Source organism: Streptomyces purpureus, from assembly GCF_014648195.1.
GTDB lineage: Bacteria > Actinomycetota > Actinomycetes > Streptomycetales > Streptomycetaceae > Streptomyces > Streptomyces purpureus.
The window spans coordinates 48,863-69,675 of record NZ_BMQQ01000008.1; the positions used below are offsets into that span (position 1 = coordinate 48,863).

Genomic DNA, 20,813 nt, shown 5'->3' on the forward strand with positions numbered 1-20,813 from the left:
TGCTCAGGCTCCGTCCTCGCTTCCGGGCGGCACCGTCAGGTCCCGCCAGGCGCGGATGTCCTTCGGCCAGTGGGTGGCCGCGTCCCACAGCGGACTGCTGCCGGTGCGGTGGCGCCCGGAGAGCTGGCGCAGTTCGTGCGCCATCCGCTCCACGACGTCGTCGTCCGGCAGGGCGAGCGGATCGGTCAGCAGCCATACGGCGTGCAGGAGCCGCCGCAGGCAGAGGTGGAGTTCGGCGGCGTCCTCCTCGACGCCGGGGGGCAGTTCGGGGACGTCCTGGCCGAGGGCGACGGCGCGGCGGGGGTCGGCTGCGGCGCGGTGCTGTTCGCGCGGGTGGGGCGCGGAAGCGATGAACGTGAGCCGGCCCAGCCAGCCGGTGATGTCCGGCTGGGGGAAGTCGAGCCGTAGCCGGGTCACGGCGTCCTCGGTGCGGCCGAGCGCGAGGTCCTGGTGGAGGCGGTACGGGCCTGGGTCGGGGCCGTAGAGGCCGTGGAGGGTTTCGTGGACGGCGCGCCAGGCGGTGTAGGCGGGGTGGTCGGCGTCGTGGAAGCGCAGCCGGTGCAGCAGCAGGGCGCGCAGCAGCGGGTCGCCGACGAAGTGCCTCGGTCCGCTGGGCCAGTCGTCGGCGTGGAGCAGGTCCCGTACGCGCAGGACGAGGTCGCCGTCGGGGGATTCGCCGCGGAGCCGGGTGCGGGCGAGGGTGCGGGCGGAGTCCTCGTCGTGGGCGGCGGCGAGGACGGCGAGCGGGTCGGGGCGCAGGCCGGGGAGGAGTTCGCCGAGGAGGGTGGCGGCGACGGGCCTGGGCGGGGTGTCCTCGCGCAGTTCGACGGTGAGGTCGAGGAGGGCGCCGGGGGTGAGGGTGGGGCGAAGCCGGGCGGGGGCCTGGCCGGCGGCGCGGCTGAGGAGGGTGACGCCGAGCGGGCGGCCGCCGGTGAGGCGGTGGGCGGCGCGGGCGAGTTCGGCGGGGGTGCGGCCGGCGGGGTCGTGGCGGTCGAAGGCGCGCTGGGTGTGGGCCGGGCTGAGCGGGGTGAGTTCCACGGCGAGGATGCCGGAGGTGATGTCGGCGCCGCGGGGGCAGGGGGCGCGGTGGGCGGTCTCGGGCAGCCGCAGCCGGGTGGCGTGGCGCAGTCCGGCGTGGTCGCGGACGCGGGAGGAGGCCATGACGACGATCTGGTCGCGCCGTCCGGTGGCGCGTTCGCGCAGGAGCGGTTCGACGAGGCGGCGGCCGAGGGGGAGGTGGGCGTTGTCGAGAAGGACGAGGGGGCGGCCGCGGCGGGTGCCGCGGCGGGTGAGTCCGGTGTAGGCGCGGCCGAGGTCCTCGACGAGGGCGCCGACGAGGAAGTCCTCGGCCTCGGTGCGGCGCCGGCCGCCCTGCTCGAAGTCGATGGCGAGTTGCTGGAGGCCGGCCTTTCCGCGGCCGCCGGCGTTGCGGTAGGAGCCGTACCAGGCGTCGGACTTCTGCTGGAAGCGGCCGAAGACCTCTTCGAGGACGGTTTCGACGGTGGCTTCGGCGAGGAGTCCGGCGAGCGGGGCGGTGGATTCGGCGGCGCTGGCGGCGAGTTTGGCGAGGACCTTGGTGACCCAGGTGGCGGCGGCGCCTTTGGTGGCGTCGACGGTGGCCAGGACCGGGCCGAGGCGCTGGAGGTCGCGGCGGGCGCGTTCGTCGTCCTCCTGGGACCAGCCGATGGAGGCGACGGCGACGAGGCCGAGGGAGAGCCGGGGGAACTGGACGGTCTTGGCGCTGTGGATGCGTGGGGCGAGCTGGACTGCGAGTTCGGCGAGGGCGCCGGTGAGCGGGTTCCAGCCGGGGCCGTGGTCGGCGGGCGGTTCGATGTGGGCGCAGTCGAGAAGGGCGAGCGGGGTGCCGCCGCGGTAGGCGTTGCGGATCTGTTTGAGCAGGGCGGTCTTGCCCATGCCGCGGCCGCCGGTGAAGACGGTGACGGGCGGGTCGTCGGGGTGTTCGTAGGGGACGGGGGTGAAGCTGTACGGGGTGAGTCCGGTCAGGCGCGCGGTGAGACCGGCGGGTTCGAGGACCGCCTCACGGCCGTACAGTTCTCTGTCCACCGCCACCCCCCAGTGTCACGGGACACTTCCTGTCACAGCGTCAAGTTCAGAATATCGACAGGGAGTTGGGATCTGGGCAAGGATTCGGTGGATCTCGGGGAGGTTTCGTCAGCCGGCGGTGATCGCGTCGAGCCGGCCCCGCAGGTACGTGTGGGATTCGACGCCGCCGATGGTGGTGCCGGGGGTGCACTCGTAGAAGTAGACGAGCGACATCAGTTCCTCGGCGGGGGCGTCGACGGGCGGCGGCAGGACGCGGTGGCGGCCCGAGCGCCAGCGCCCGCCGGTCCAGTGGGCCATCAGGTCGCCGATGTTGATGGTGAACGCGGCCGGGTCGTAGGGAGCGTCCTGCCAGCCGTGTTTGTCGGTGTACACCTGGAGCCCGCCCTTTCCGGCCTGCCGGTCCAGGACGGTGACGGTGCCGAAGTCGGTGTGCGGCCCGATCCGGAACTGCCCCGGCCGGGCGGGTCCGACGGTGTCCGCGCCGGGGTACCAGTTGATGTTGAAGCCCCAGGTGGGGTGGGCGGTGTGCCGGGTGAAGAAGTCCTCGCCCTCGCCGAGTGCGCTGCCCAGGCGGGCCAGGAGGTGGTCGGAGAGCGCCCGCATCTGCGCCAGGTAGGTGGTGACCAGCGGTTCGAGGGCGGGTGTCTCGGCGGGCCAGGTGTTGGGCCGGAACCACTCGGCGTCCACGGCCGGGTCGCCGGTCGGCTCGTCCGCCGCGAACGACAGCGACTCCTTGAGGTCGGGCGGGGTCTCGGTGCCCTCCGCGTAGCCGTTGGCCTCGGCGCCGGGGCCCAGCCAGCCGCGCCCGCCGACCTTCACGGCGTACGGCTCCTTCGCGGCGGCGGGCAGGCGGAAGAACCGGCGCGCCTCGGCCCGGATCTCCGCCCGCAGGCCGGGGTCGACGCCATGGCCGGTGACCAGCAGAAATCCGGCGGTGCGCAGGGCGCGGTCGACGACGGCGCGCTGGGCGGCCGGATCGTCACGCAGGTCGATGGTGGGGACGGGGGTCCCGGGGGTGTCGGTCATGCGCCGATGTCCTCGTTCCAGAGCGCGGGGCGGGCGGCGATGAAGTCGCGCATGAGGGCGACGCACTCGGCGTCGTCGAGCACCACGATCTCCACGCCGTGGGCGGCGAGCCAGTCGTGCCCGCCGTGGAACGTCTCGGCCTCGCCGACCACGACCCGGCCGATGGCGAACTGCCGGACCAGGCCGCTGCAGTACCAGCACGGGGACAGGGTGGTGACCATCGTCGTACCGCGGTACGAACGCTGCCGGCCGGCCGCCCGGAAGGCGTCGGTCTCCGCGTGCGCCGACGGATCGCCGTCCTGCACCCGCCGGTTGTGCCCGCGCCCGAGGACGGTGCCGTCGGGCCCGTACAGCGCGGCCCCGATGGGAATCCCGCCCTCGGCGAGCCCGGCCCGCGCCTCGGCGACGGCGGTGGCGAGCCACCGGTGGGCTTGGTCGTGGTCCATGGAGGTGACTCTTCCCCGGCGGGGCGAGGACGTCACACCCGCTGCTGGTCCTCGTCCGTCGGCAGCGGATCGACGACGAATGTGCCCTTGCCGTGAACGGTCAGGATCAGGCCTCGCTCGCGCAGGACGCGGGCTGCGCGACGGACCGTTAGGTAGGCGACTCCGTATTCCTCGGCGAGGTCCCGCTCGGCGGGCAGACGGGCGCCTGGGGCCAGCTGTCCGGCCGCGATACGGGCGGCGATGTGGTCGGCCAATGCGACGTACACCAGCTGGGGGCCCTGCGGGTCGAACTCGGGGATCTGGCTGCGGTCGGTCACACGACCAACGTAAGCACCGAAGACCTGTGCGAACCAATGGTGAGCTATGCAGAGCTATACATGCCTTATAGGCTCCCCGTGACAGACAAGACCCCGGCGAGGTGGCTAGACCTCCCGGGGCATGGCCACCAACTACTCAGGGAGTTGATGACGTGCGGAACCCTATCGCGCGCCGACTGGGCCGGGCCTGGATTCCGGTCCTCCTCTGGCTGCTCGTGCTGACCCTGCCGCCCACCGGCAGGCACCGCCCCCGCGCCGCGTCGCCGTCTCCCGCGCCACGGCACCGCGCCCCTGCCCGCCGGTCTCCGTACGCCAGGGAGCAGGCGATGCTCCTCGACGGCGCCCTCTCGCCCCTGGAGCGCCCGTACCTGGCGGCGGCCGCGTCGCGGACGGCGCAGCGCAGGCGGCGGCGCGCGCTGTGGCCGGCGACGGTCGGGGTGGACGTCGACCACCGGAACATCCACGCGGGGGGTGCGCGGTGAGCCGCTGCGGGGCGAGGCGGTCCGTGTTCGCGACCGCGGAAGTCGTGCGGCCGGTGTGGGCCGGCTCGGTCTGCGTGCTCGCCGTGGGCCATGACGGTCCGCACCGCGACCGTGCGGGCGACGCCTGGTGGGTGACACCGGAGATCGCCGACGCGGTGAGCGCATCCCTGCTGGCCCGCGCCCTTACGCCCACGCCCGAGCCGGAGTTCCGCTCTCCGCGCTGCATCGTCGGCCGCCACGACCGCTGCCGGGACGGGGTACCCCGCGAGACCGACGTACCGGAGGTGCGCCTCCTCGTCTGCACGTGCCCCTGCCACGGTCTGAACGCCGCGGACGCGGTGCCCAGGCAGGCTCAGTAGCGTCGCCCCGCCTCGGCTTGCGCCTTGAGCAGGGCGAGGTCGAGGCCAACGACGCGCATGTGGCCAGTCCGTAGGAGCTCGTGGTTGAAGTACAGAGCGCCGAAGCGGTGCTCCTTGTGCTTCTGGAACTCCCATCTCGCGTCCCGGAGATCCGCCAGCCGGCCACCGCCGGAGACGCGGGCCCGGGACGCCTGGCTCGTGATCCACTGCGCGTGCTGCTCGGCCTGGTCGCGTTCGCGGCAGTACTGGGTGGCCAGGGTCCACAGGATGCCCGGGGAGGAATCGTGGTCAAGGACGCCGACGATGCCGACCTCCCCGCAAGCGATGTCGCCTTCGGAGCGAGTGGAGTAGGCGAATAGCTCGCCAAACATGTGGAAGACGGTGACGCGGTCGCTGTCGACAACGGGCATGTGCTCGCGGCCTTCGACGGGGCGCCGTCCGTCCCGCGCGCAGGCGGCGCGGGACGGACGGACCAGGCGGGTGGGGGTCAGCAGCACGGCCCGTCGCCGCAGCAGGCCGGCTCGTTGCAGTCGGCTGCCGTGCCCCAGAGGGCGTCGTCGGCGAAGTAGCCGGCGGCCCGGAGCCTGTCGACGACCTGCCGCATCACGAGGCCGTCCCGGTAACGGGAGTTGGGGGCGTGGTGGATGTAGCGGCCGTACCGTGTCCGGCACCAGTCGGTGTACTCCTGGCTGTGGAGCATGAAGGTGTGCCAGGCGGGGTCGACCGTCTTGGACGGCGACAGCGGTTCCCCAGTCGTGCCCATCAAGTCGAGGAGCGCCAGGCCCTGGTCCATGACCCGTTCGGCCATGGGCAGGTCCATGCGGTACTCGTCCGCGCAGAATGCGGCAAGTCGTTGAAACAGCGGCGGCGGAACGAGGTCCCGACCGTGACGGACTTCAAGCGCGGTCGCGGTCATGCGATGCTCCTTGTGTGCGTGCCCGGCATGCGGCCTACCCGCACGCCATCGTGCGCCCGGCTCTCGGAAAGAGCCCGGCTGCCGTCCCGGTCTGTCCGGCCAGGAGGAGGCCGGGGCGGCGCCCTGCGGGTGGGCTCGACGTTCCCGCCCACCGGCGGGAGATCAGGGGTGTGTGCGGCGGCGGGCCATGTCCTGGTATTGGGCGGTGGCGACGACCGGGTCGTCCGACCCGACAGCCAGTTCCGCCCGGTGTGTTGCGCACGCGTAGACGTCCGCTCCGCCCTGCACCGCGATCACGATGACGGGAGCTCCGTTGGCGCTGGTGATCGAGTGGCACAGGGCGCAGGCGCGGCTGCGGGGGTCGTGCTTCACGCGGCCGCCTCCTTGCCCGAACGCGAGCCCGAGGTGTGGCTTCGACACGCGCGTGGGAACCAGTTCGCGGTGTAGTCGAGTATCCGGAGCGGGCGCGGGCCGAGGTCGACCGCCGTTCCGGTGGCCAGGCTGATGCCGCACCAGACACAGTCCTGGCCGCGCTGCTGCCGCTGCGTCAGGGTCCCGATGCGTGGCAGCGTCACCGCCGTCGGTTCTTCCGTCTCTGTGGCCATGACGAGGACCGTAGGGAGGGCCTGTTGACGCATACCAGGCGATGTTCTCGAATGTTCTCGCACTCTGACGGGATGTTCTCCTGTGGTCTCGTGCGAGGGAAGGCACGCTGTAGGTCCACACTGCTAGTTCGGTGATGCTGGTGGCGGCAAGCCCGACACCAAGGGAGACGACATGGCACGACGACTGCGGTTCAACGGAACGGACAGCAAGAGTGGTGGATGCCCTGCCCTCCACGAGGACCTGGACTCTGGGGAGATCATCGTCCAGGGCAGGCCGCTGACCGAACCCGATGACATCGCCCAGCTTCAGCACTTCGACCCCGGCGACGCAGCCGTGGCCGTACCGCGTGAACTCCTCGTCAACCACGGCCCCAAGGAGATGGAGCGCATTCCCAAGCTGATCAGCCTGGACGAGTTCGGCCAGTTGTTCCACCACTTCGAGCACTCCGCGTGGCACCTGGAGACCCGCCGCGGCTACGCCTCCGACCGCGAGGACCCGGGGTACGAGGAGTTCCTCAGGACTGGGACCGCGCCCATGGACCTCGATAGCGAGTGGTGCACGAACATCCGTCGGCAGACCGAGGCGGGCAAGTACGTCGGCCGGGTGCGCGTGGTCGACAACCCGCCGACCGAGGGGCAGCTGTTCCTCCTCAGCTACGCCCGGTGCAATGCGGCCACAGGCGAGGACGTGCGGAATCTCTGGCGCGAGGACGGCGTTCGTGCGCACCTGCCCGAGGAGGACTTCTGGATTCTCGACAGCCGCTTGGTGGCCATCCTCCGCTTCGACGATGAGGACGTGTTCCACGACGTTGAAATCGTCACAGAGCCCGCCCAGGTGCTGCGTTACTGCCAGGTACGCGACGCCGCAGTGCACGCCTCCGTGCCGTACGACGAGTTCGCGGCTCAGCTCGCCACGAAGGGCTAGTGAGCGGCACCGGTGAGCACGGACTACCAGCAGGCGCGGGAGGTCCTCGGCGCGCGCCTGCGAGAGCTGCGCTTCTCCGCCTCTGGCGGCCGGCTCACCGGTACGCAACTCGCAGAGCGACTCGGCTGGCCGCACTCGAAGGTGTACAAGTTGGAGGGCGGACGGCAGACCGCGACCAGCGAGGACCTTCGCGCGTGGGCTGACGCCGTTGGCCGGCCCGACACCTTCGCGGAACTGGACGCCAGGCTTCGTGGGTTCGAGTCACACATCCGATCCTGGCGGCGCCAACTCGCCGCTGGCCATCGTCCCGTGCAGGACAACTGGAACGCCGCCGTCGACCAGGTCCGCACCATTCACGCCTGGGAAGAGTCGGTCATCCCGGGCATGCTTCAGACCGCCGACTACGCGCGGCACATCTTCCTGCGGTACGCCGACCTTCAGGGCACCGTTCGCGACACCGACGAGGCGGTACGAGCCAGGATGAAGCGGCAGAACTGGCTGTACCAGAGCGGCAGGCACCTCCACGCACTGGTGTGGGAGGCTGCGTTGCACGCGTTGGTGTGTCCGCCTTCCGTGCTCGTCAGCCAGCTCGATCGGCTCACTGGAGTCATCGGGATGGACACCGTGAAGCTCGGGATCATCCCGCTTGGCGCATCGCTCAGAATCCCCACTGCGAATGGGTTCTGGGTCCTTGACGAGCAGGTGGTGATTGCCGAGGACTGGCATGCGGAATTGTGGCTCGATGACGATGAATCCGTGGCCATGTACCTGGGGGTCTGGCGCACGCTCAAGGAGTCAGCGGTGTTCGGATCAGACGCCCAGAATGTGATCAACAGCGTCCGCCGCTCGATGAGACCCCGGGATTGACGAAACCGCCCCCTCTTGGGTCATCGGCTCCGCCGATGACCCCATCGGCAGGACGCCCCACTGGCTCGTGGACCGGGCCCGGGCCGGATTCGTAGCGTCGCCGTCATGAGAAACGAGACCCGAGGAACCGCCGAACTGACCCTCGCCATGGTGCTTTCCGGCACTCTCGGCATCTTCGTCGTCGAGTCCGGGGCGTCACCCTTCGACGTGGTGTTCTTCCGGTGCCTCTTCGGGGCCGCCGCCCTCGGCGCGTACAGCCTCCTCCGCGGCTACTTCACCGGGCACGGCCTCACGCCGAAGAAGCTGGGGCTCGCCGCGCTCGGCGGGGTGTTCATCGTCTTCAACTGGGTCTTCCTCTTCGAGGCGTACGAAGCCACCTCGATCTCCTTCGCCACCGTCGTCTACCACACGCAGCCGTTCTTCCTGGTGGTCTTCGGCGCCGTGCTCTTCCGGGAGCGGATCACGGCGGCGAAGTTCGGCTGGCTCGGGGTGGCGTTCGTGGGGCTCGTCCTCGTCTCCGGCATCCGGCCCGGGGACACCGCGTCCCTCAAGGGGCTCGGGCTCGCGCTCGCCGCCGCCGTGCTCTACGCGCTGTCGACGATCGTCACCAAGCGGATCACCGGCGTACGGCCCCACCTGATCGCCCTCGTGCAGGTCCTGGCCGGCATCCCGCTGCTGCTGCCCTTCGCCGACTTCGGCGCGGCCGCCGGGCTCGGCGCCGGATGGGGCTGGCTCGCCGGCCTCGGACTCATCCACACCGGGCTCATGTACGTCCTGATGTACGCGGCCTACCAGAAGCTGCCCACCGCGAAGATCGCCGTGCTCGCCTTCACCTACCCCGCCGTCGCGATGTTCGCCGACTGGGCGGTGTACGGGCACCACATCGGCCTCGTCCAGGCGCTCGGCGTCCCGCTGATCGCCCTCGCGAGCCTGAAGATCACCCTTGCTGCTCGGACACCAGCCGCCGCGCCTGCTCCACGAACAGCCGCACATGCGCCGGCAGCCGCTTCCCCCGCCGCCACGCGATCTGAGTGAAGAGCGTGAACGGCGGACGCCAGTCCAGCTCCACCAGTGCCCCGGACGCCAGCTCCTCGGAGACGGTGACCCGGGGCACCAGGGCGATGCCGAGCCCGCCCGCCACGCCCCGCTTGGTCGCCTCGATCGTGCCGAACTCCATGAACGGCGGGGACCACTGGCTCAGCGACTCCTCGAACAGGTCGCGGTAGGGACATCCCGGCTCCGTCCCCACCAGCTGCGCCGCCGCCAGGTCGGCCGCCGTGAGATCGGCGCGGGCGGCCAGTGGATGCCGCGGCGAGGCGACGAGCACCAGCGGCTCCTCGGCCAGAACCTCGCTCTCCAGGCCTTCGTGCTCGGTGTCGGGCTCCATCAGGAAGCCGATGTCGTACGTTCCCTGGCGCAGCGCCTGCCGGGTCTCGTCGCCGAGGGTGGGGCGCAGCGACAACCGCACCTTCGGATAGCGGTGGTGGAAGAGCTCCAGGAGCGGCGGCAGCCGGTAGGACGTCAGCGACTCCATCGTGCCCACCGCGATCGACCCGGCCGGCTCCCCGGTCTCCACGACCGCGGCCCGCGCCTCGTCCGACAGCTCGATGATCCGGCGGGCGTACGGCAGGAGCCGCTCACCGGCCTCGGTGAGCCGGATGCGGCTGCCGAGGCGTTCGAACAACTCCACGCCGAGCGAGGACTCCAGGGCGCGGATCTGGCTGGTGACGCTGGACTGGGCGTAGCGCAGGTCGGCGGCGGCGCGAGTGAAGGAGAGGACGGAGGCGACCTTCTCGAAGGTGATCAGGAGCCGGAGCTCCATCAGCTGTCGCCGTCCTTGGCGTCGTCGCCCTGCTCGCGCTTCTTCAGCTCCTCCTCGCGGCGGCGCAGGTCGGCCTCCCAGTCCTTGAGGACGGCCTCGTCCTGCTTGTTCTCGTCCTTGAGGGACTTCAGGAACTCGGGGTTGTCGTCGGGGGCGACCCACTCGTGGCGGTGGTTGCGGTGCCATTCCGAGGGCGTACGGCCTCCGGCGGGGGCGCGGCGCAGCTTGCCGGCCGCGAGCCAGACGATCGGGCCGACCACCCAGAACAGCAGGATGATGAAGACCCAGGCGATCTTGGGGAGGTGCTTGGCCTCGTCCTCGGGGGTGTTGAGGCAGTCGATGAAGGCGTAGATCGTCAGCGCCAGCGGCAGGATGTACATCAGCGCCCTGAGCATGTGGGACAGCCCCCTGGAAGCAATGGCGAGGCACGCTTCTCCGGCCCCGGTGACAGCTCCAGCGTAGCCCGTGACCGCTGTGCTGTTCCGGGGGACGACCCCCGGACCCCCGGCAGGAATCGCCCGGCCCCGGGGCGGAGGCGCGAGCGGTGCTCAGGGATACTTGGCGCCATGGCTTACGACGATCTCCGCTCGCTGCTCCGGGCCCTGGAGCGCGAAGGCGACCTCAAGCGCATCAAGGCCGAAGTCGACCCGTACCTGGAGGTCGGGGAGATCGTCGACAGAGTGAACAAGGCGGGGGGTCCCGCCCTTCTCTTCGAGAACGTCAAGGGCTCCTCGATGCCCCTGGCGATGAACGTCTTCGGCACCGACCGCCGGCTCCTGAAGGCGCTGGGGCTGAAGTCGTACGGCGAGATCAGCGACAAGATCGGCGGGCTGCTCAAGCCGGAGCTGCCGCAGGGGTTCGTCGGCGTGCGGGAGGCCTTCGGCAAGCTGGGCTCGATGGTCCATGTGCCGCCGAAGAAGATCAAGGACGCCCCGGTCCAGGAGGTGGTCCTGACCGGTGACGACGTCGACCTGGATCAGCTTCCGGCCCTCTTCACCTGGCCGAAGGACGGCGGCTCCTTCTTCAACCTGGGCCTCACCCACACCAAGCACCCCGAGACCGGCGTACGCAACCTCGGGCTCTACCGCCTTCAGCGCCACGACAAGCGCACCATCGGCATGCACTGGCAGATCCACAAGGACAGCCGCAACCACTACGCGGTGGCCGCTGCCCGCGGGGAGCGGCTGCCGGTCGCGATCGCCTTCGGCTGCCCGCCGGCCGTGACGTACGCGTCCACCGCGCCGCTGCCGGGCGACATCGACGAGTACCTCTTCGCCGGGTTCGTGGCGGGCAAGCGGATCGAGATGGTCGACTGCAAGACCGTGCCGCTGCAGGTCCCGGCCAACGCGGAGGTGGTCATCGAGGGCTGGCTGGAGCCGGGCGAGATGCTCCCGGAGGGCCCCTTCGGCGACCACACCGGCTTCTACACCCCGCAGGAGCCCTTCCCCGCCCTGAAGATCGACTGCGTGACGATGCGGAAGCGGCCGCTGCTCCAGTCGATCGTGGTGGGTCGGCCGCCGACCGAGGACGGCCCGCTGGGCCGGGCCACGGAACGTTTCTTCCTGCCGCTGCTGAAGATCATCGTGCCGGACATCGTGGACTACCACCTGCCGGAGTCGGGCGGCTTCCACAACTGCGCGATCGTCTCGATCGACAAGAAGTACCCCAAGCACGCGCAGAAGGTCATGCACGCCATCTGGGGCGCGCACATGATGTCGCTGACCAAGCTGATCATCGTGGTGGACAAGGACTGCGACGTCCACGACCTGCACGAGGTGTCCTGGCGGGCGCTGGGCAACACCGACTACTCCCGCGACCTCACGGTGGTGGAGGGGCCCGTGGACCACCTGGACCACGCCTCGTACCAGCAGTTCTGGGGCGGCAAGGCGGGCATCGACGCGACGAAGAAGCTCCCCGAGGAGGGCTACACCCGCGACGGCGGCTGGCCGGACATGGTGGAGTCGGACCCGGCGACGGCCGAACGGGTGACACGTCGCTGGAAGGAGTACGGACTGTGAGGACGTTGCGGATGATGGGCTCGTGCAGCGCGGAGACGGGGTTTCCCCGCCTTCGCGGGGGTGATCCGGAGTACGGGCTGTGACCACGGCGGCCGTACCCGGCGCGCGCCCGGGCCGTACGAAAGCCTTCCTGCGGCTGGTGATGATCGAGCACTCGGTCTTCGCGCTGCCCTTCGCGTACATCGCCACGCTGACGGCGATGTTCCAGGCCGACCGGCGGATCGACTGGGTCACGCTGCTGCTCGTCACCGTCTGCATGGTGGGCCTGCGGACGTTCGCGATGGCCTGCAACCGGATCATCGACCGCGAGATCGACGCCCGTAACCCACGTACGGCCGGCCGCGAGCTGGTGACCGGCGCGGTGTCGGTACGGTCCGCGTGGACGGGGGCGGGGATCGCCGTCGTCGTCTTCCTGGGCGCGGCGGCCCTGCTGAACCCGCTCTGCCTGGCGCTCGCGCCGCTCGCCGTGATCCCGATGGTGGTCTATCCGTACGGCAAGCGCTTCACCAACTTCCCGCACGCGATCCTCGGCCTCGCGCAGGCCATAGGGCCGATCGGGGCCTGGCTCGCGGTGACTGGGGAGTGGTCCTGGGACGCGGTGATCCTCGGCTTCGCGGTCGGGATCTGGATCGGCGGCTTCGACCTGATCTTCGCCTGCCAGGACGTCCAGGCCGACCGCGCCCAAGGCGTCATGTCCGTCCCCGCCCGCTTCGGGATCCCGGCGGCGCTCTGGGGCGCGCGGGCCTCGGCGGTCGTCACGACGGGGCTGCTGGTCTGGTACGCGCTGGCCACGCAGGCGGGCCTCTTCCTCTGGATCGGCCTTGTGATCGTGATCGCCGCGTTCTGCTACGAGCACACGATCGTCAAGCCCCACGACCTGTCCCGCCTGAACCGCGCGTTCTTCACGACGAACGGTTTCATCGGCATCTCGCTCTTCCTGTGCGCGCTGATCGACCTGCTGGTGCGCGGCCTGACCGTGTAGCCGGCCGGGAGCGGCTCAGTCGATTTCGAAGCGCCCGGGGGTCGGTGCGGCCGGCGGCCCCGGCCGCGGAGCCGGGTCCTGGGCCTGCGCGGCGGGCGCGTTCATCTGCCGGAAGCCGCCCAGAGGATTGCTCCAGCTCTCGTCGGAACTGCTGTCCGAGTCGTAGTCCGAGTTCGAACCCACGCCGGCGTTGATGTCCTCGCCCTTACGGGGGGCGCCGCTCCTGTCGTTGCGCCGCTTGATCGAGTCCTGAAGGGTGTTCGGGTTCTCGAACAGCGGGAGACCGAGACCGGGGGCGGACTCGCCCGTCGCGGCCTCGAAGACCGCACGGGCGAAGGTGGTGCAGTTGAACGTGGCCAGGTTGTAGGAACGGCCCTCATTCGTCCGGATGAAGTCCCTCGCGCTGTTGTACTGCTCCTCCGTGAGCTCGGCGGTGAGCTTGGACGTCGCGTTGGCCGGGTTGTCGTGGTTCCTCATGACCTTCCCTTTCACCGAGGCGAAGGGCTTGTTGTGGGGGACCTCCTCGGCGGGGAAGAAGCCGTACGACTTCCATGTCTCCTGTCCGCCCTCGTCCTTGTAGAGGGCGACCCAGGCGTGGCCGAAGCCGAGGTTCCAGTAGTCGAGATGGTGGGTGCGGGCGGTCTTGCTCGTCTGGATCTGGATCCGGTACCGCGTGCGGTCGTCCTGCTCGCCGCCGGCTTCCACCCGCTGGATCTGACGCTGCCGGCCGAGCGCGCGGACGACCGCCGCGTTCCCGACGCTGCGTTGCAGCGCGTGCATGTCGGCGGGGGTGAGGTGCTGTGCTTGAACGGGCCGGTCGTCGTGACCCTGACCGACGGGGTTCGGAGCCAGGGGTGCCCGCCGGTCGCGGCCGTTTCGGCCGCGGCCCGGAGCCGCCTCGGCTGTTCCTCGGTCTCGGTGCATGAACATGGCCGCTCCGGGAGGCATGGCGTCACGACGGGTGCCCCGCAGTCTCCCCACGGCGCGGGCGTACGGTCGAGGTCCGCGAGGGCAGAGCCAGGGGCACCGCGGGGGCACGCGGGCACCCGTCAGGGGTGCAGGGCGGCCCGCTCACGGCCGGGGCGGAAGAGGAACGCCGCGCACACGCCGGCCACCAGGCCCACCAGATGGCCCTGCCAGCTCACCGACGTGTTCGCCGGGGAGATGCCGAGCAGGATCGAGCCGCCCCAGACCGCCGCGACCAGGACGCCGACCACGATGCCCAGCGCCTTGCGCTCGACGAAGCCGCGGACCACCAGGTAGCCGAAGAGGCCGAAGATCAGGCCGGAGGCGCCCGCGGTGTTGGTATGGGACGGCGATATCAGCCAGACGCCGAGGCCGTCGGCGACGATGATCACCGCGCAGACGACGAGGAAGCGCCGTATACCGCCGAGCGCGGCGAGGAAGCCGAAGATGAGCAGCGGGACGGTGTTCGCGGCGACATGGGCGAAGCCGAAGTGGACGAAGGCGCTCGGGACGACGTCCACGAGCTCGTCCGGATGGCGGGGGACGATCCCGAAGGTGTCCAGCGCGTGGCCGCTCGCGACGTCGGCCGCCTCAAGGAGCCACAGCAGCGCGACCCACGCCAGCATCAGTTTGGCCGCTGTCCTGGCCCGGTCGGCGGTGCGCCACCGCTCGGCTTTCGTTCCCGTCATCGCGGCCCCCTGCGGTGAATACGTTCACCCCTGGAACGGACGGGGCACCTTACTCGGTTCCGCCGCCGCGCCGCCGGATAGGCTCGGCGGCGTGGAGCCGGTTACAGAGCAGCGTCGTCCCTGGGTCGTCGGAGTGTCGGGGGCGTCCGGGACGCCCTACGCCGCCGCCGTTCTGCGGGGGTTGCTGGACGCGGGGGAGAGTGTCGACCTCGTCGTGTCGCGGGCCTCGCGGCTGACGCTGCTCGACGAGACGGGGATCGCCTTCCGGGACGCGCACTGGCGGGACGATCTGACGACCTGGCTCGCGCGGGGGGCCGACGGGAAGCCGGACACGTTCCGGGTGGACGTCGGCGACGTGCGCTACTGGGCGGCGGGAGACCTCGCCGCCGGGCCGTCCTCGGGGTCGTACCCCGTCAAGGGAATGATCGTCGTGCCCGCGTCGACCGCCGCCGTGGCGGGGCTGGCGCTCGGGCTGTCGAAGGATCTGCTGCAGCGGGCCGCGAGCGTGATGCTCAAGGAGCGGCGGCCGCTGATCGTCACGGTCCGGGAGACGCCGCTGAACGGGCAGACGCTGCGGCATCTGGTGACGCTGGACGAGGCGGGCGCCGTGGTGCTGCCCGCCTCTCCGGCGTTCTACGCGGGGGCGACCCACATCCAGGATCTGGTGGACTTCGTCGCCGGGCGGGTGCTCGACGCGGCAGGGGTGCCGCACGGCCTGTACCGCCGCTGGAAGGGAGAGCTGGGTGGCTCTCAGGCGGATTAGCGCCGGATCAGCGCTTCTTGGAGCGGCCGGGCTTGCGGGTCTTGTCGACTCGGTAGGCGGCGGCCGGCTGGTGAGCACGCGAGCGGTTGGCCAGCTCCTGCAGCGAGCGCATGTGGGCGTAGGCCATCTCGATCGTGTACACGGTGAGGTCACTCCTGAAAGATCGTCTTTGATCAACTGAATGATTCGCAGGGTGTCGAGCCCTGTGTACCTTTGATTCTACACCTAAACTCGCGGTATTGCTGGACAATGGAAGGCTTCAGGCATATGGACGCCGTTGACAGGCAGCTCATCCAGGCTCTGCGGGAGAACGGCAGGGCCTCGTACGCCGAGCTCGGCCGGCTCGTCGGGCTCTCCGGGCCCTCCGTCACCGACCGGATCAACCGACTGGAGGCCGCCGGCGTCATCACCGGCTACCGCGCCACCGTCGACGCTGCCTCGCTCGGTCTCGGCGTCACCGCCCTGATCGGCATCTCCCTCTCCGACGCCGCCGACCACGAGGACGTGGCGCGCCGGCTGAAGGACCTCGCGGAGATCGAGGACTGCTGGTTCATCGCCGGTGACGACTCGTACATGCTCAAGGTCCGGGCCAGCGACGTGGACGGCCTGGAGAAGACGATCCGCCGCCTCTCCGGCACCAAGGGCGTCTCCCGGACCCGTACGACCATCGTGCTCTCCACCAAGTGGGAGAACCGGGTCGGAGATCTGCCCGAGGAGGGCTGAGAGTACGGTGGGTGGAGCCTGAATTCGTCAGAAAATGGGAGGCGGCCGCAGATGGACGCGGGACTCAAGCGCGAGCTGGAGCAGAAGGTCCGTTCCGGAGAGCGGCTGAGCCGCGAGGACGGCATCGCTCTGTACGAGTCCGACGACCTGGCCTGGCTCGGCGGCCTGGCCCATGAGGTCCGGACCCGTAAGAACGGCGACGTCGTCCACTTCAACGTCAACCGCCACCTCAACATGACGAACGTGTGCACCGCGTCGTGCGCCTACTGCTCGTTCCAGCGCAAGCCGGGCGAGAAGGACGCGTACACCATGCGCATCGAGGAGGCCGTCCGCCTCGCCAAGGCGATGGAGAACGAGAACCTCACCGAGCTGCACATCGTCAACGGGCTCCACCCCAACCTCCCCTGGCGCTACTACCCCCGCTCCCTCTCCGAGTTGAAGAAGGCGCTCCCGAACGTCTCGCTCAAGGCGTTCACCGCCACCGAGATCCACCACTTCGAGACGATCTCCGGCATGTCGGCCTCCGACATCCTCGACGAGCTCATCGAGGCCGGTCTGGAGTCGCTCACCGGCGGTGGCGCGGAGATCTTCGACTGGGAGGTCCGCCAGCACATCGTCGACCACCGCACCCACTGGGAAGACTGGTCGCGCATCCACCGGCTGGCGCACTCCAAGGGTCTGAAGACCCCGAGCACGATGCTCTACGGGCACATCGAGGAGCCCCGGCACCGGGTGGACCACGTGCTGCGGCTGCGTGAGCTCCAGGACGAGACCGGCGGCTTCCAGGTCTTCATCCCGCTGCGCTACCAGCACGACTTCGTCGACATGCAGGACGGCAAGGTCCGCAACAAGCTCCAGGCGCGCACGACGATGGCGACCGGCGCGGAGGCCCTGAAGACCTTCGCCGTCTCGCGGCTGCTCTTCGACAACGTCCCGCACGTCAAGGTGTTCTGGGTGATGCACGGCGTGCAGACCGCGCAGCTCGCCCTCCAGCACGGCGCCGACGACATGGACGGCTCGGTCGTCGAGTACAAGATCACGCACGACGCCGACAACTACGGCACGCCGAACAAGCTCTCCCGCGAGGACCTGCTCGACCTCATCCGCGACGCCGGCTTCCGCCCCGTCGAGCGCAATACCCGCTACGAGATCATCCGCGAGTACCCCGGCCCGGACGCCGCCCTGCGCGAGTCGCCGCAGCCGATGCGCGTCTGACGGGGGCCGCCCACATGTCCCTCACCTTCCGACTCGACCCGCCCGTCGACCGCGCCCTCACCGAGGGCATTGTCGGCCTGTGGACCGACGTCTCCAACGCGGGCGGGGCCGTCGGCTTCGTGCCGCCGGTCGTCCCCGACGACATACGCCCCGAGTGGATCAAGCAACTCGCGGCGATCACCGAGGGCCGCAGCCGGCTCCTGGCCGGGTACGACGAGGACGGCGCCGTGGCCGCAACCGCCTTCCTCACGTACAACACCCACCGCCTGATGCGGCACTGGGTGTGGCTCTACACGGTCATGGTCCACCCCCGCCACCAGGGCAAGGGGTACGGGCGTGAGCTGATGGCCGCCGCCGAGGCCGCGGCCCGGGGCTTCGACGGCATCGACGCGATCCGGCTGGCCTGCCGCGGCGGCACCGGCGTGGACCGCTTCTACGTGGCCTGCGGCTACAAGGAGGTCGGGCGGGTGCCCGGCGCGATCCGGGTGGCCGACGGTGACGACCGGGACGACATCACCATGCTGCTCCCGCTGAATTGATCGCCCCTCCCGCCACGCCTCGTCGAGGCCCTGCGGGCCGCCCCTTTTGTTCCTCATGTTTCACTGGATCGACAACCCTCGACACCATCTGAGAAAGGGGCCGACGTGTCCGACAACGGGACGGGCGCCGCAACGCTCCGGTACACCCTGATGCGCCTCGGCGTCTTCGCCGGCTGCTTCTTCGCGCTGTGGGGCCTGGTCCACCTCGGTGTGCTGCCCCGCGGGCTCGGCGACTCCAACCTCCTGTGGGTGCTCGTGCTCGCCGTGGTGATCTCCGCTCCGCTCAGCTTCGTCCTGCTGCGCAAGCAGCGTGAGGCGATGTCCGAGCAGATCGCGACCAAGGTCGACCGCGCGAAGACCCGCCTGGAGGCCAGCCGCTCCCAGGAGGACGGCGTCTGAGACCCGCCCTAAGGGCGGCGTAAGCTTCCTCACATCCGTACGGGCCCCGGGCTCGGTGCAGCAGCGCACCGAGCCCGGGGTTTCGGCGTTTTCCGGCCTCTACGGGGTGATTCCCGGCCATCAGGGACCCAAAGAAGAGCTTTGAGGTTCTCAAAGTTCAAGTGTTAACGTACTCGGCATGACGACAGCCGTGCGCCGCCCCGAAGCCGTGAGCATCCCGCTCGTGGCGCGCCTGCATGTCGATCTGTGCCGCTGTATGTCCGCGGTCTGTTGCCGCGAGGTCTAGACCCGGCATCATGCAGCGGCGTCGCCCTTCGAGCGCGCGGGCGCCGCTTCCGTCCCGTACGACCCCCGATACGCACATCTGGAGTGTGTTCGTGTCCGCGAACCCCGCGTCCGCCACGACCGAGAAGCCGTCCGGCTCCGGTTTCCGCATACCCAAGGTCCCCTTCTGGGCCCAGATCGTGGCCGGTCTGGCGCTCGGCGTCCTCCTCGGCTGGCTGGCCCGCAGCCAGGACGTCAGCTGGCTGAAGGACACCCTCGGCCAGATCGGTGACATCTTCGTCCAGCTCCTGAAGCTGGCCGTCGCGCCGCTCGTCTTCTTCGCGATCCTGGTGTCGATCACCAATCTGCGGAAGGTCAACAACGCCGCCCGGCTGGCGACCCAGACCCTGATCTGGTTCATGATCACATCGCTGATCGCGGTCGGGATCGGCCTCACGATCGGTCTGCTGACCAACCCGGGCGCCGGCACCGGCCTCACGCCGCAGGACGGCAAGCTGCCGAAGAAGGAAGGCACCTGGATCGACTTCCTCACCGGGATCATCCCGACGGACGTCATCACCCCCTTCACCGAGCTGAACGTCCTGCAGATCGTCTTCATGGCCGCCGTCGCCGGTGTCGCCGCGCTGAAGCTCGGCGAGAAGGCCAAGCCGATCCTCACCTTCAGCGAGTCCGTCCTGGAGCTGCTGCAGAAGGCCCTGTGGTGGGTCATCCGGCTCGCCCCGATCGGCACCGTCGGCCTCATCGGCTTCGCCATCGCCGACTACGGCTGGGACCTGATCGGCAAGTACGCGACCTTCACCGCCGACGTCTACATCGGCTGCGCGCTGGTCCTCTTCGGCGTCTACCCGCTGCTGCTCGCGCTGGTCGCCAAGGTCAACCCGATCCAGTTCTTCAAGGGCGCCTGGCCCGCGATCCAGCTGGCGTTCGTCTCCCGCTCCTCGGTCGGCACCATGCCGGTCACGGTCAAGGTCACCGAGCGCCTCGGCGTCCCGAAGGAGTACACCTCCTTCGCCGTCCCGTTCGGCGCGACCACCAAGATGGACGGCTGCGCCGCGATCTACCCGGCGCTCGCCGCGATCTTCATCGCGCAGATCTTCGACGTGCAGCTCGGCATCCAGGACTACCTCCTGATCGCCTTCGTCTCGGTCGTCGGCTCGGCCGCCACCGCCGGTCTGACCGGTGCCACGGTCATGCTGACCCTGACCCTCTCCACGCTGGGCCTGCCGCTGGAGGGCGTGGGTCTGCTGATGGCGATCGACCCGATCCTGGACATGATGCGGACCGCCACGAACGTGGCCGGCCAGGCGCTCGTCCCGGTCGTCGTCGCTGCCCGCGAGAAGATCCTCGACCACGACGCCTACAACGCGGCGTCCGCGTCGCCGGTCGACGACCGCGACGACCGCGACGCCCGCGAGGCCGAGCAGAAGGTGACGGTTCCGGCCACCGCCTGACGCTGCCCGGCGGCCTGAACAGCCTGGTTGTGCCCCCTGCCCGTACGGGCAGGGGGCACGCGCGTGCGGTGGGCGCCGTAGGGTGTGGCGATCACTGCGGGAGCAGTACGGTCCGCGAGGGCGGCAGGGGCGGAAGGATGTCACGGGTGGGTGCCACGAAGGCCAAGCGGATGCCGCGCGAGGTGCGCGAGCAGCAGATGATGGACGCCGCCGTGCAGACCTTCGGCCGGCGCGGCTACCGGGCCGCCTCGATGGACGACATCGCCGAACTCGCCGGTGTGTCCAAGCCGTTGGTCTACCTCTACCTCAACTCCAAGGAAGAGCTCTTCACCGCCTGCATCCGGCGTGAGGCGGCCGCGCTCCTCGACGCGGTACGCGGCGCGGTCGAGCCGGGGCTGCCGGCGGACCGACAACTGTGGGCGGGGCTCGCGGCCTTCTTCACCCACACCGCCGAACACCCGGACGGCTGGTCGGTCCTGCACCGCCAGGCCCGTACGACCGGGGAGCCGTTCGCCGCCGAGGTCGTCGCCCTGCGCGGGGAGGTCGTGGCGTTCGTGACCGGCCTCATCGGCGCGGCGGCGCGCGAGACCCTCGCGGCCACCGATCGCGCGCCGGACCTGGCCGAACGGGACGTGGCCGGGCTCGCCCAGGCGCTGGTCGGCGCGGCGGAGTCCCTGGCGGGCTGGGCCAACGAGACCCCGGGGATGACGGCCAAGGAGACGGCCGCGACGCTGATGAACTTCGCCTGGGCGGGCCTGGGGAACCTGATGGACGGACGCGGCTGGTCGCCGGGTTAGTCGGCCGGGGCCGGTCAGGGGCGGTCCTGGGTCGGTCGTGGCCTGGTCGCGCCCCGGTCCTGGCGGGGCGCAGGGCCGGTCGTGGCCTGGTCCCTGCCCGGTCTTGGGTGCGCGTGGCCTGGTCCCTGCCCGGTCTTGGGTGCGCGTGGCCTGGTCC

The 20,813-nt window shown here is 70.3% G+C and carries 27 protein-coding genes; 14 read left to right on the forward strand and 13 right to left on the reverse strand.

What is annotated here, in order from left to right:
* Nucleotides 1-3: 3 nt before the first annotated feature.
* The 4 genes from IEZ01_RS12655 to IEZ01_RS12670 form a co-directional block, all read right to left on the reverse strand.
* Complete coding sequence (locus IEZ01_RS12655; protein WP_189201715.1) at nucleotides 4-2,064, reverse strand: hypothetical protein; 2,061 nt, start codon at nucleotides 2,062-2,064, stop codon at nucleotides 4-6.
* A 108-nt stretch (nucleotides 2,065-2,172) separates the two neighbouring features.
* Nucleotides 2,173-3,090: an isopenicillin N synthase family dioxygenase gene (locus tag IEZ01_RS12660; protein WP_189201718.1), complete on the reverse strand. Its 918-nt coding sequence runs from the start codon at nucleotides 3,088-3,090 to the stop codon at nucleotides 2,173-2,175.
* On the reverse strand, nucleotides 3,087-3,536 hold the full coding sequence (locus tag IEZ01_RS12665) for a nucleoside deaminase (RefSeq protein WP_189201720.1): 450 nt from the start codon (nucleotides 3,534-3,536) through the stop codon (nucleotides 3,087-3,089). Before IEZ01_RS12665 ends, IEZ01_RS12660 begins: the two co-directional genes overlap by 4 nt.
* Before the next feature lie 32 nt (nucleotides 3,537-3,568).
* Nucleotides 3,569-3,853, reverse strand: coding sequence for a GntR family transcriptional regulator (locus IEZ01_RS12670; RefSeq protein WP_019888557.1), 285 nt, complete (start codon nucleotides 3,851-3,853; stop codon nucleotides 3,569-3,571).
* Nucleotides 3,854-4,005: 152 nt separating this feature from the next.
* Between IEZ01_RS12670 and IEZ01_RS12675 the strand changes: the two genes are divergently transcribed.
* Together IEZ01_RS12675 and IEZ01_RS12680 are read left to right on the forward strand one after the other, a co-directional pair.
* On the forward strand, nucleotides 4,006-4,335 hold the full coding sequence (locus IEZ01_RS12675; RefSeq protein ID WP_158685694.1) for a hypothetical protein: 330 nt from the start codon (nucleotides 4,006-4,008) through the stop codon (nucleotides 4,333-4,335).
* 23 nt (nucleotides 4,336-4,358) lie between these two features.
* Nucleotides 4,359-4,694, forward strand: coding sequence for a hypothetical protein (locus IEZ01_RS12680; RefSeq protein WP_189201722.1), 336 nt, complete (start codon nucleotides 4,359-4,361; stop codon nucleotides 4,692-4,694).
* On the opposite strand, the gene IEZ01_RS12685 is transcribed toward IEZ01_RS12680, so the two are convergent.
* From IEZ01_RS12685 to IEZ01_RS12700, 4 genes are all read right to left on the reverse strand, one after another.
* Nucleotides 4,688-5,191: a hypothetical protein gene (locus tag IEZ01_RS12685; RefSeq protein ID WP_019888561.1), complete on the reverse strand. Its 504-nt coding sequence runs from the start codon at nucleotides 5,189-5,191 to the stop codon at nucleotides 4,688-4,690. The two genes, IEZ01_RS12680 and IEZ01_RS12685, sit on opposite strands and share 7 nt — an antisense overlap.
* Nucleotides 5,182-5,610 carry a glycine-rich domain-containing protein gene (locus tag IEZ01_RS12690; RefSeq protein WP_028797830.1) on the reverse strand — a complete coding sequence of 143 codons (429 nt, stop codon included), beginning with the start codon at nucleotides 5,608-5,610 and terminating at the stop codon, nucleotides 5,182-5,184. The genes IEZ01_RS12685 and IEZ01_RS12690 overlap by 10 nt, the downstream gene beginning before the upstream one ends.
* A 162-nt stretch (nucleotides 5,611-5,772) precedes the next feature.
* Nucleotides 5,773-5,982 (reverse strand): hypothetical protein, encoded by a 210-nt coding sequence (locus IEZ01_RS12695; protein ID WP_189201724.1) that lies wholly within the window; start codon nucleotides 5,980-5,982, stop codon nucleotides 5,773-5,775.
* Nucleotides 5,979-6,215, reverse strand: coding sequence for a hypothetical protein (locus IEZ01_RS12700; protein WP_028797831.1), 237 nt, complete (start codon nucleotides 6,213-6,215; stop codon nucleotides 5,979-5,981). The genes IEZ01_RS12695 and IEZ01_RS12700 overlap by 4 nt, the downstream gene beginning before the upstream one ends.
* Before the next feature lie 172 nt (nucleotides 6,216-6,387).
* On the opposite strand from IEZ01_RS12700, the gene IEZ01_RS12705 reads away from it, so the two are divergent.
* From IEZ01_RS12705 to IEZ01_RS12715, 3 genes are all read left to right on the forward strand, one after another.
* The gene (locus IEZ01_RS12705) at nucleotides 6,388-7,140 is read left to right on the forward strand and encodes a DUF6879 family protein (protein WP_189201726.1); all 753 of its coding nucleotides are present in this window, start codon (nucleotides 6,388-6,390) and stop codon (nucleotides 7,138-7,140) included.
* 12 nt (nucleotides 7,141-7,152) lie between these two features.
* Complete coding sequence (locus IEZ01_RS12710; RefSeq protein ID WP_019888566.1) at nucleotides 7,153-8,007, forward strand: helix-turn-helix domain-containing protein; 855 nt, start codon at nucleotides 7,153-7,155, stop codon at nucleotides 8,005-8,007.
* Between the two features lie 105 nt (nucleotides 8,008-8,112).
* On the forward strand, nucleotides 8,113-9,042 hold the full coding sequence (locus IEZ01_RS12715) for a DMT family transporter (protein WP_189201728.1): 930 nt from the start codon (nucleotides 8,113-8,115) through the stop codon (nucleotides 9,040-9,042).
* On the opposite strand, the gene IEZ01_RS12720 is transcribed toward IEZ01_RS12715, so the two are convergent.
* Together IEZ01_RS12720 and IEZ01_RS12725 are read right to left on the reverse strand one after the other, a co-directional pair.
* On the reverse strand, nucleotides 8,945-9,829 hold the full coding sequence (locus IEZ01_RS12720; protein ID WP_189201730.1) for a LysR family transcriptional regulator: 885 nt from the start codon (nucleotides 9,827-9,829) through the stop codon (nucleotides 8,945-8,947). The two genes, IEZ01_RS12715 and IEZ01_RS12720, sit on opposite strands and share 98 nt — an antisense overlap.
* Nucleotides 9,829-10,224, reverse strand: coding sequence for a PLD nuclease N-terminal domain-containing protein (locus tag IEZ01_RS12725; protein WP_189201732.1), 396 nt, complete (start codon nucleotides 10,222-10,224; stop codon nucleotides 9,829-9,831). The genes IEZ01_RS12720 and IEZ01_RS12725 overlap by 1 nt, the downstream gene beginning before the upstream one ends.
* Before the next feature lie 171 nt (nucleotides 10,225-10,395).
* On the opposite strand from IEZ01_RS12725, the gene IEZ01_RS12730 reads away from it, so the two are divergent.
* Together IEZ01_RS12730 and mqnP are read left to right on the forward strand one after the other, a co-directional pair.
* A complete protein-coding gene (locus IEZ01_RS12730) occupies nucleotides 10,396-11,847 on the forward strand; it encodes a menaquinone biosynthesis decarboxylase (RefSeq protein ID WP_189201734.1) in 1,452 nt (483 codons plus the stop codon).
* A 79-nt stretch (nucleotides 11,848-11,926) separates the two neighbouring features.
* Nucleotides 11,927-12,829, forward strand: coding sequence for a menaquinone biosynthesis prenyltransferase MqnP (gene mqnP, locus IEZ01_RS12735; protein WP_189201737.1), 903 nt, complete (start codon nucleotides 11,927-11,929; stop codon nucleotides 12,827-12,829).
* A gap of 15 nt (nucleotides 12,830-12,844) precedes the next feature.
* Here the strand turns inward: mqnP and IEZ01_RS12740 are convergent, their stop codons facing one another.
* A complete protein-coding gene (locus IEZ01_RS12740) occupies nucleotides 12,845-13,609 on the reverse strand; it encodes a hypothetical protein (protein ID WP_189201739.1) in 765 nt (254 codons plus the stop codon).
* A 269-nt stretch (nucleotides 13,610-13,878) separates the two neighbouring features.
* Nucleotides 13,879-14,484: a rhomboid family intramembrane serine protease gene (locus IEZ01_RS12745; RefSeq protein ID WP_028797833.1), complete on the reverse strand. Its 606-nt coding sequence runs from the start codon at nucleotides 14,482-14,484 to the stop codon at nucleotides 13,879-13,881.
* Between the two features lie 91 nt (nucleotides 14,485-14,575).
* On the opposite strand from IEZ01_RS12745, the gene IEZ01_RS12750 reads away from it, so the two are divergent.
* A complete protein-coding gene (locus IEZ01_RS12750; RefSeq protein ID WP_028797834.1) occupies nucleotides 14,576-15,247 on the forward strand; it encodes a UbiX family flavin prenyltransferase in 672 nt (223 codons plus the stop codon).
* 7 nt (nucleotides 15,248-15,254) lie between these two features.
* Here the strand turns inward: IEZ01_RS12750 and IEZ01_RS35630 are convergent, their stop codons facing one another.
* Nucleotides 15,255-15,389: a hypothetical protein gene (locus IEZ01_RS35630; protein ID WP_019888577.1), complete on the reverse strand. Its 135-nt coding sequence runs from the start codon at nucleotides 15,387-15,389 to the stop codon at nucleotides 15,255-15,257.
* A gap of 125 nt (nucleotides 15,390-15,514) precedes the next feature.
* Here IEZ01_RS35630 and IEZ01_RS12755 point away from each other — a divergent pair, with 125 nt between their 5' ends.
* The 6 genes from IEZ01_RS12755 (at nucleotide 15,515) to IEZ01_RS12780 (ending at nucleotide 20,656) form a co-directional block, all read left to right on the forward strand.
* Nucleotides 15,515-15,970: an Lrp/AsnC family transcriptional regulator gene (locus IEZ01_RS12755; RefSeq protein ID WP_019888578.1), complete on the forward strand. Its 456-nt coding sequence runs from the start codon at nucleotides 15,515-15,517 to the stop codon at nucleotides 15,968-15,970.
* 51 nt (nucleotides 15,971-16,021) lie between these two features.
* The gene (gene mqnE / locus IEZ01_RS12760; protein ID WP_019888579.1) at nucleotides 16,022-17,185 is read left to right on the forward strand and encodes an aminofutalosine synthase MqnE; all 1,164 of its coding nucleotides are present in this window, start codon (nucleotides 16,022-16,024) and stop codon (nucleotides 17,183-17,185) included.
* A gap of 14 nt (nucleotides 17,186-17,199) precedes the next feature.
* Nucleotides 17,200-17,724, forward strand: a complete 525-nt coding sequence (locus IEZ01_RS12765) for a GNAT family N-acetyltransferase (RefSeq protein ID WP_019888580.1) — start codon at nucleotides 17,200-17,202, stop codon at nucleotides 17,722-17,724.
* A 105-nt stretch (nucleotides 17,725-17,829) separates the two neighbouring features.
* Nucleotides 17,830-18,123: a DUF4229 domain-containing protein gene (locus IEZ01_RS12770; RefSeq protein WP_019888581.1), complete on the forward strand. Its 294-nt coding sequence runs from the start codon at nucleotides 17,830-17,832 to the stop codon at nucleotides 18,121-18,123.
* 377 nt (nucleotides 18,124-18,500) lie between these two features.
* Complete coding sequence (locus IEZ01_RS12775; protein ID WP_189201741.1) at nucleotides 18,501-19,859, forward strand: dicarboxylate/amino acid:cation symporter; 1,359 nt, start codon at nucleotides 18,501-18,503, stop codon at nucleotides 19,857-19,859.
* A gap of 146 nt (nucleotides 19,860-20,005) precedes the next feature.
* Nucleotides 20,006-20,656 carry a TetR/AcrR family transcriptional regulator gene (locus IEZ01_RS12780; protein WP_189201743.1) on the forward strand — a complete coding sequence of 217 codons (651 nt, stop codon included), beginning with the start codon at nucleotides 20,006-20,008 and terminating at the stop codon, nucleotides 20,654-20,656.
* Nucleotides 20,657-20,813: the final 157 nt, after the last annotated feature.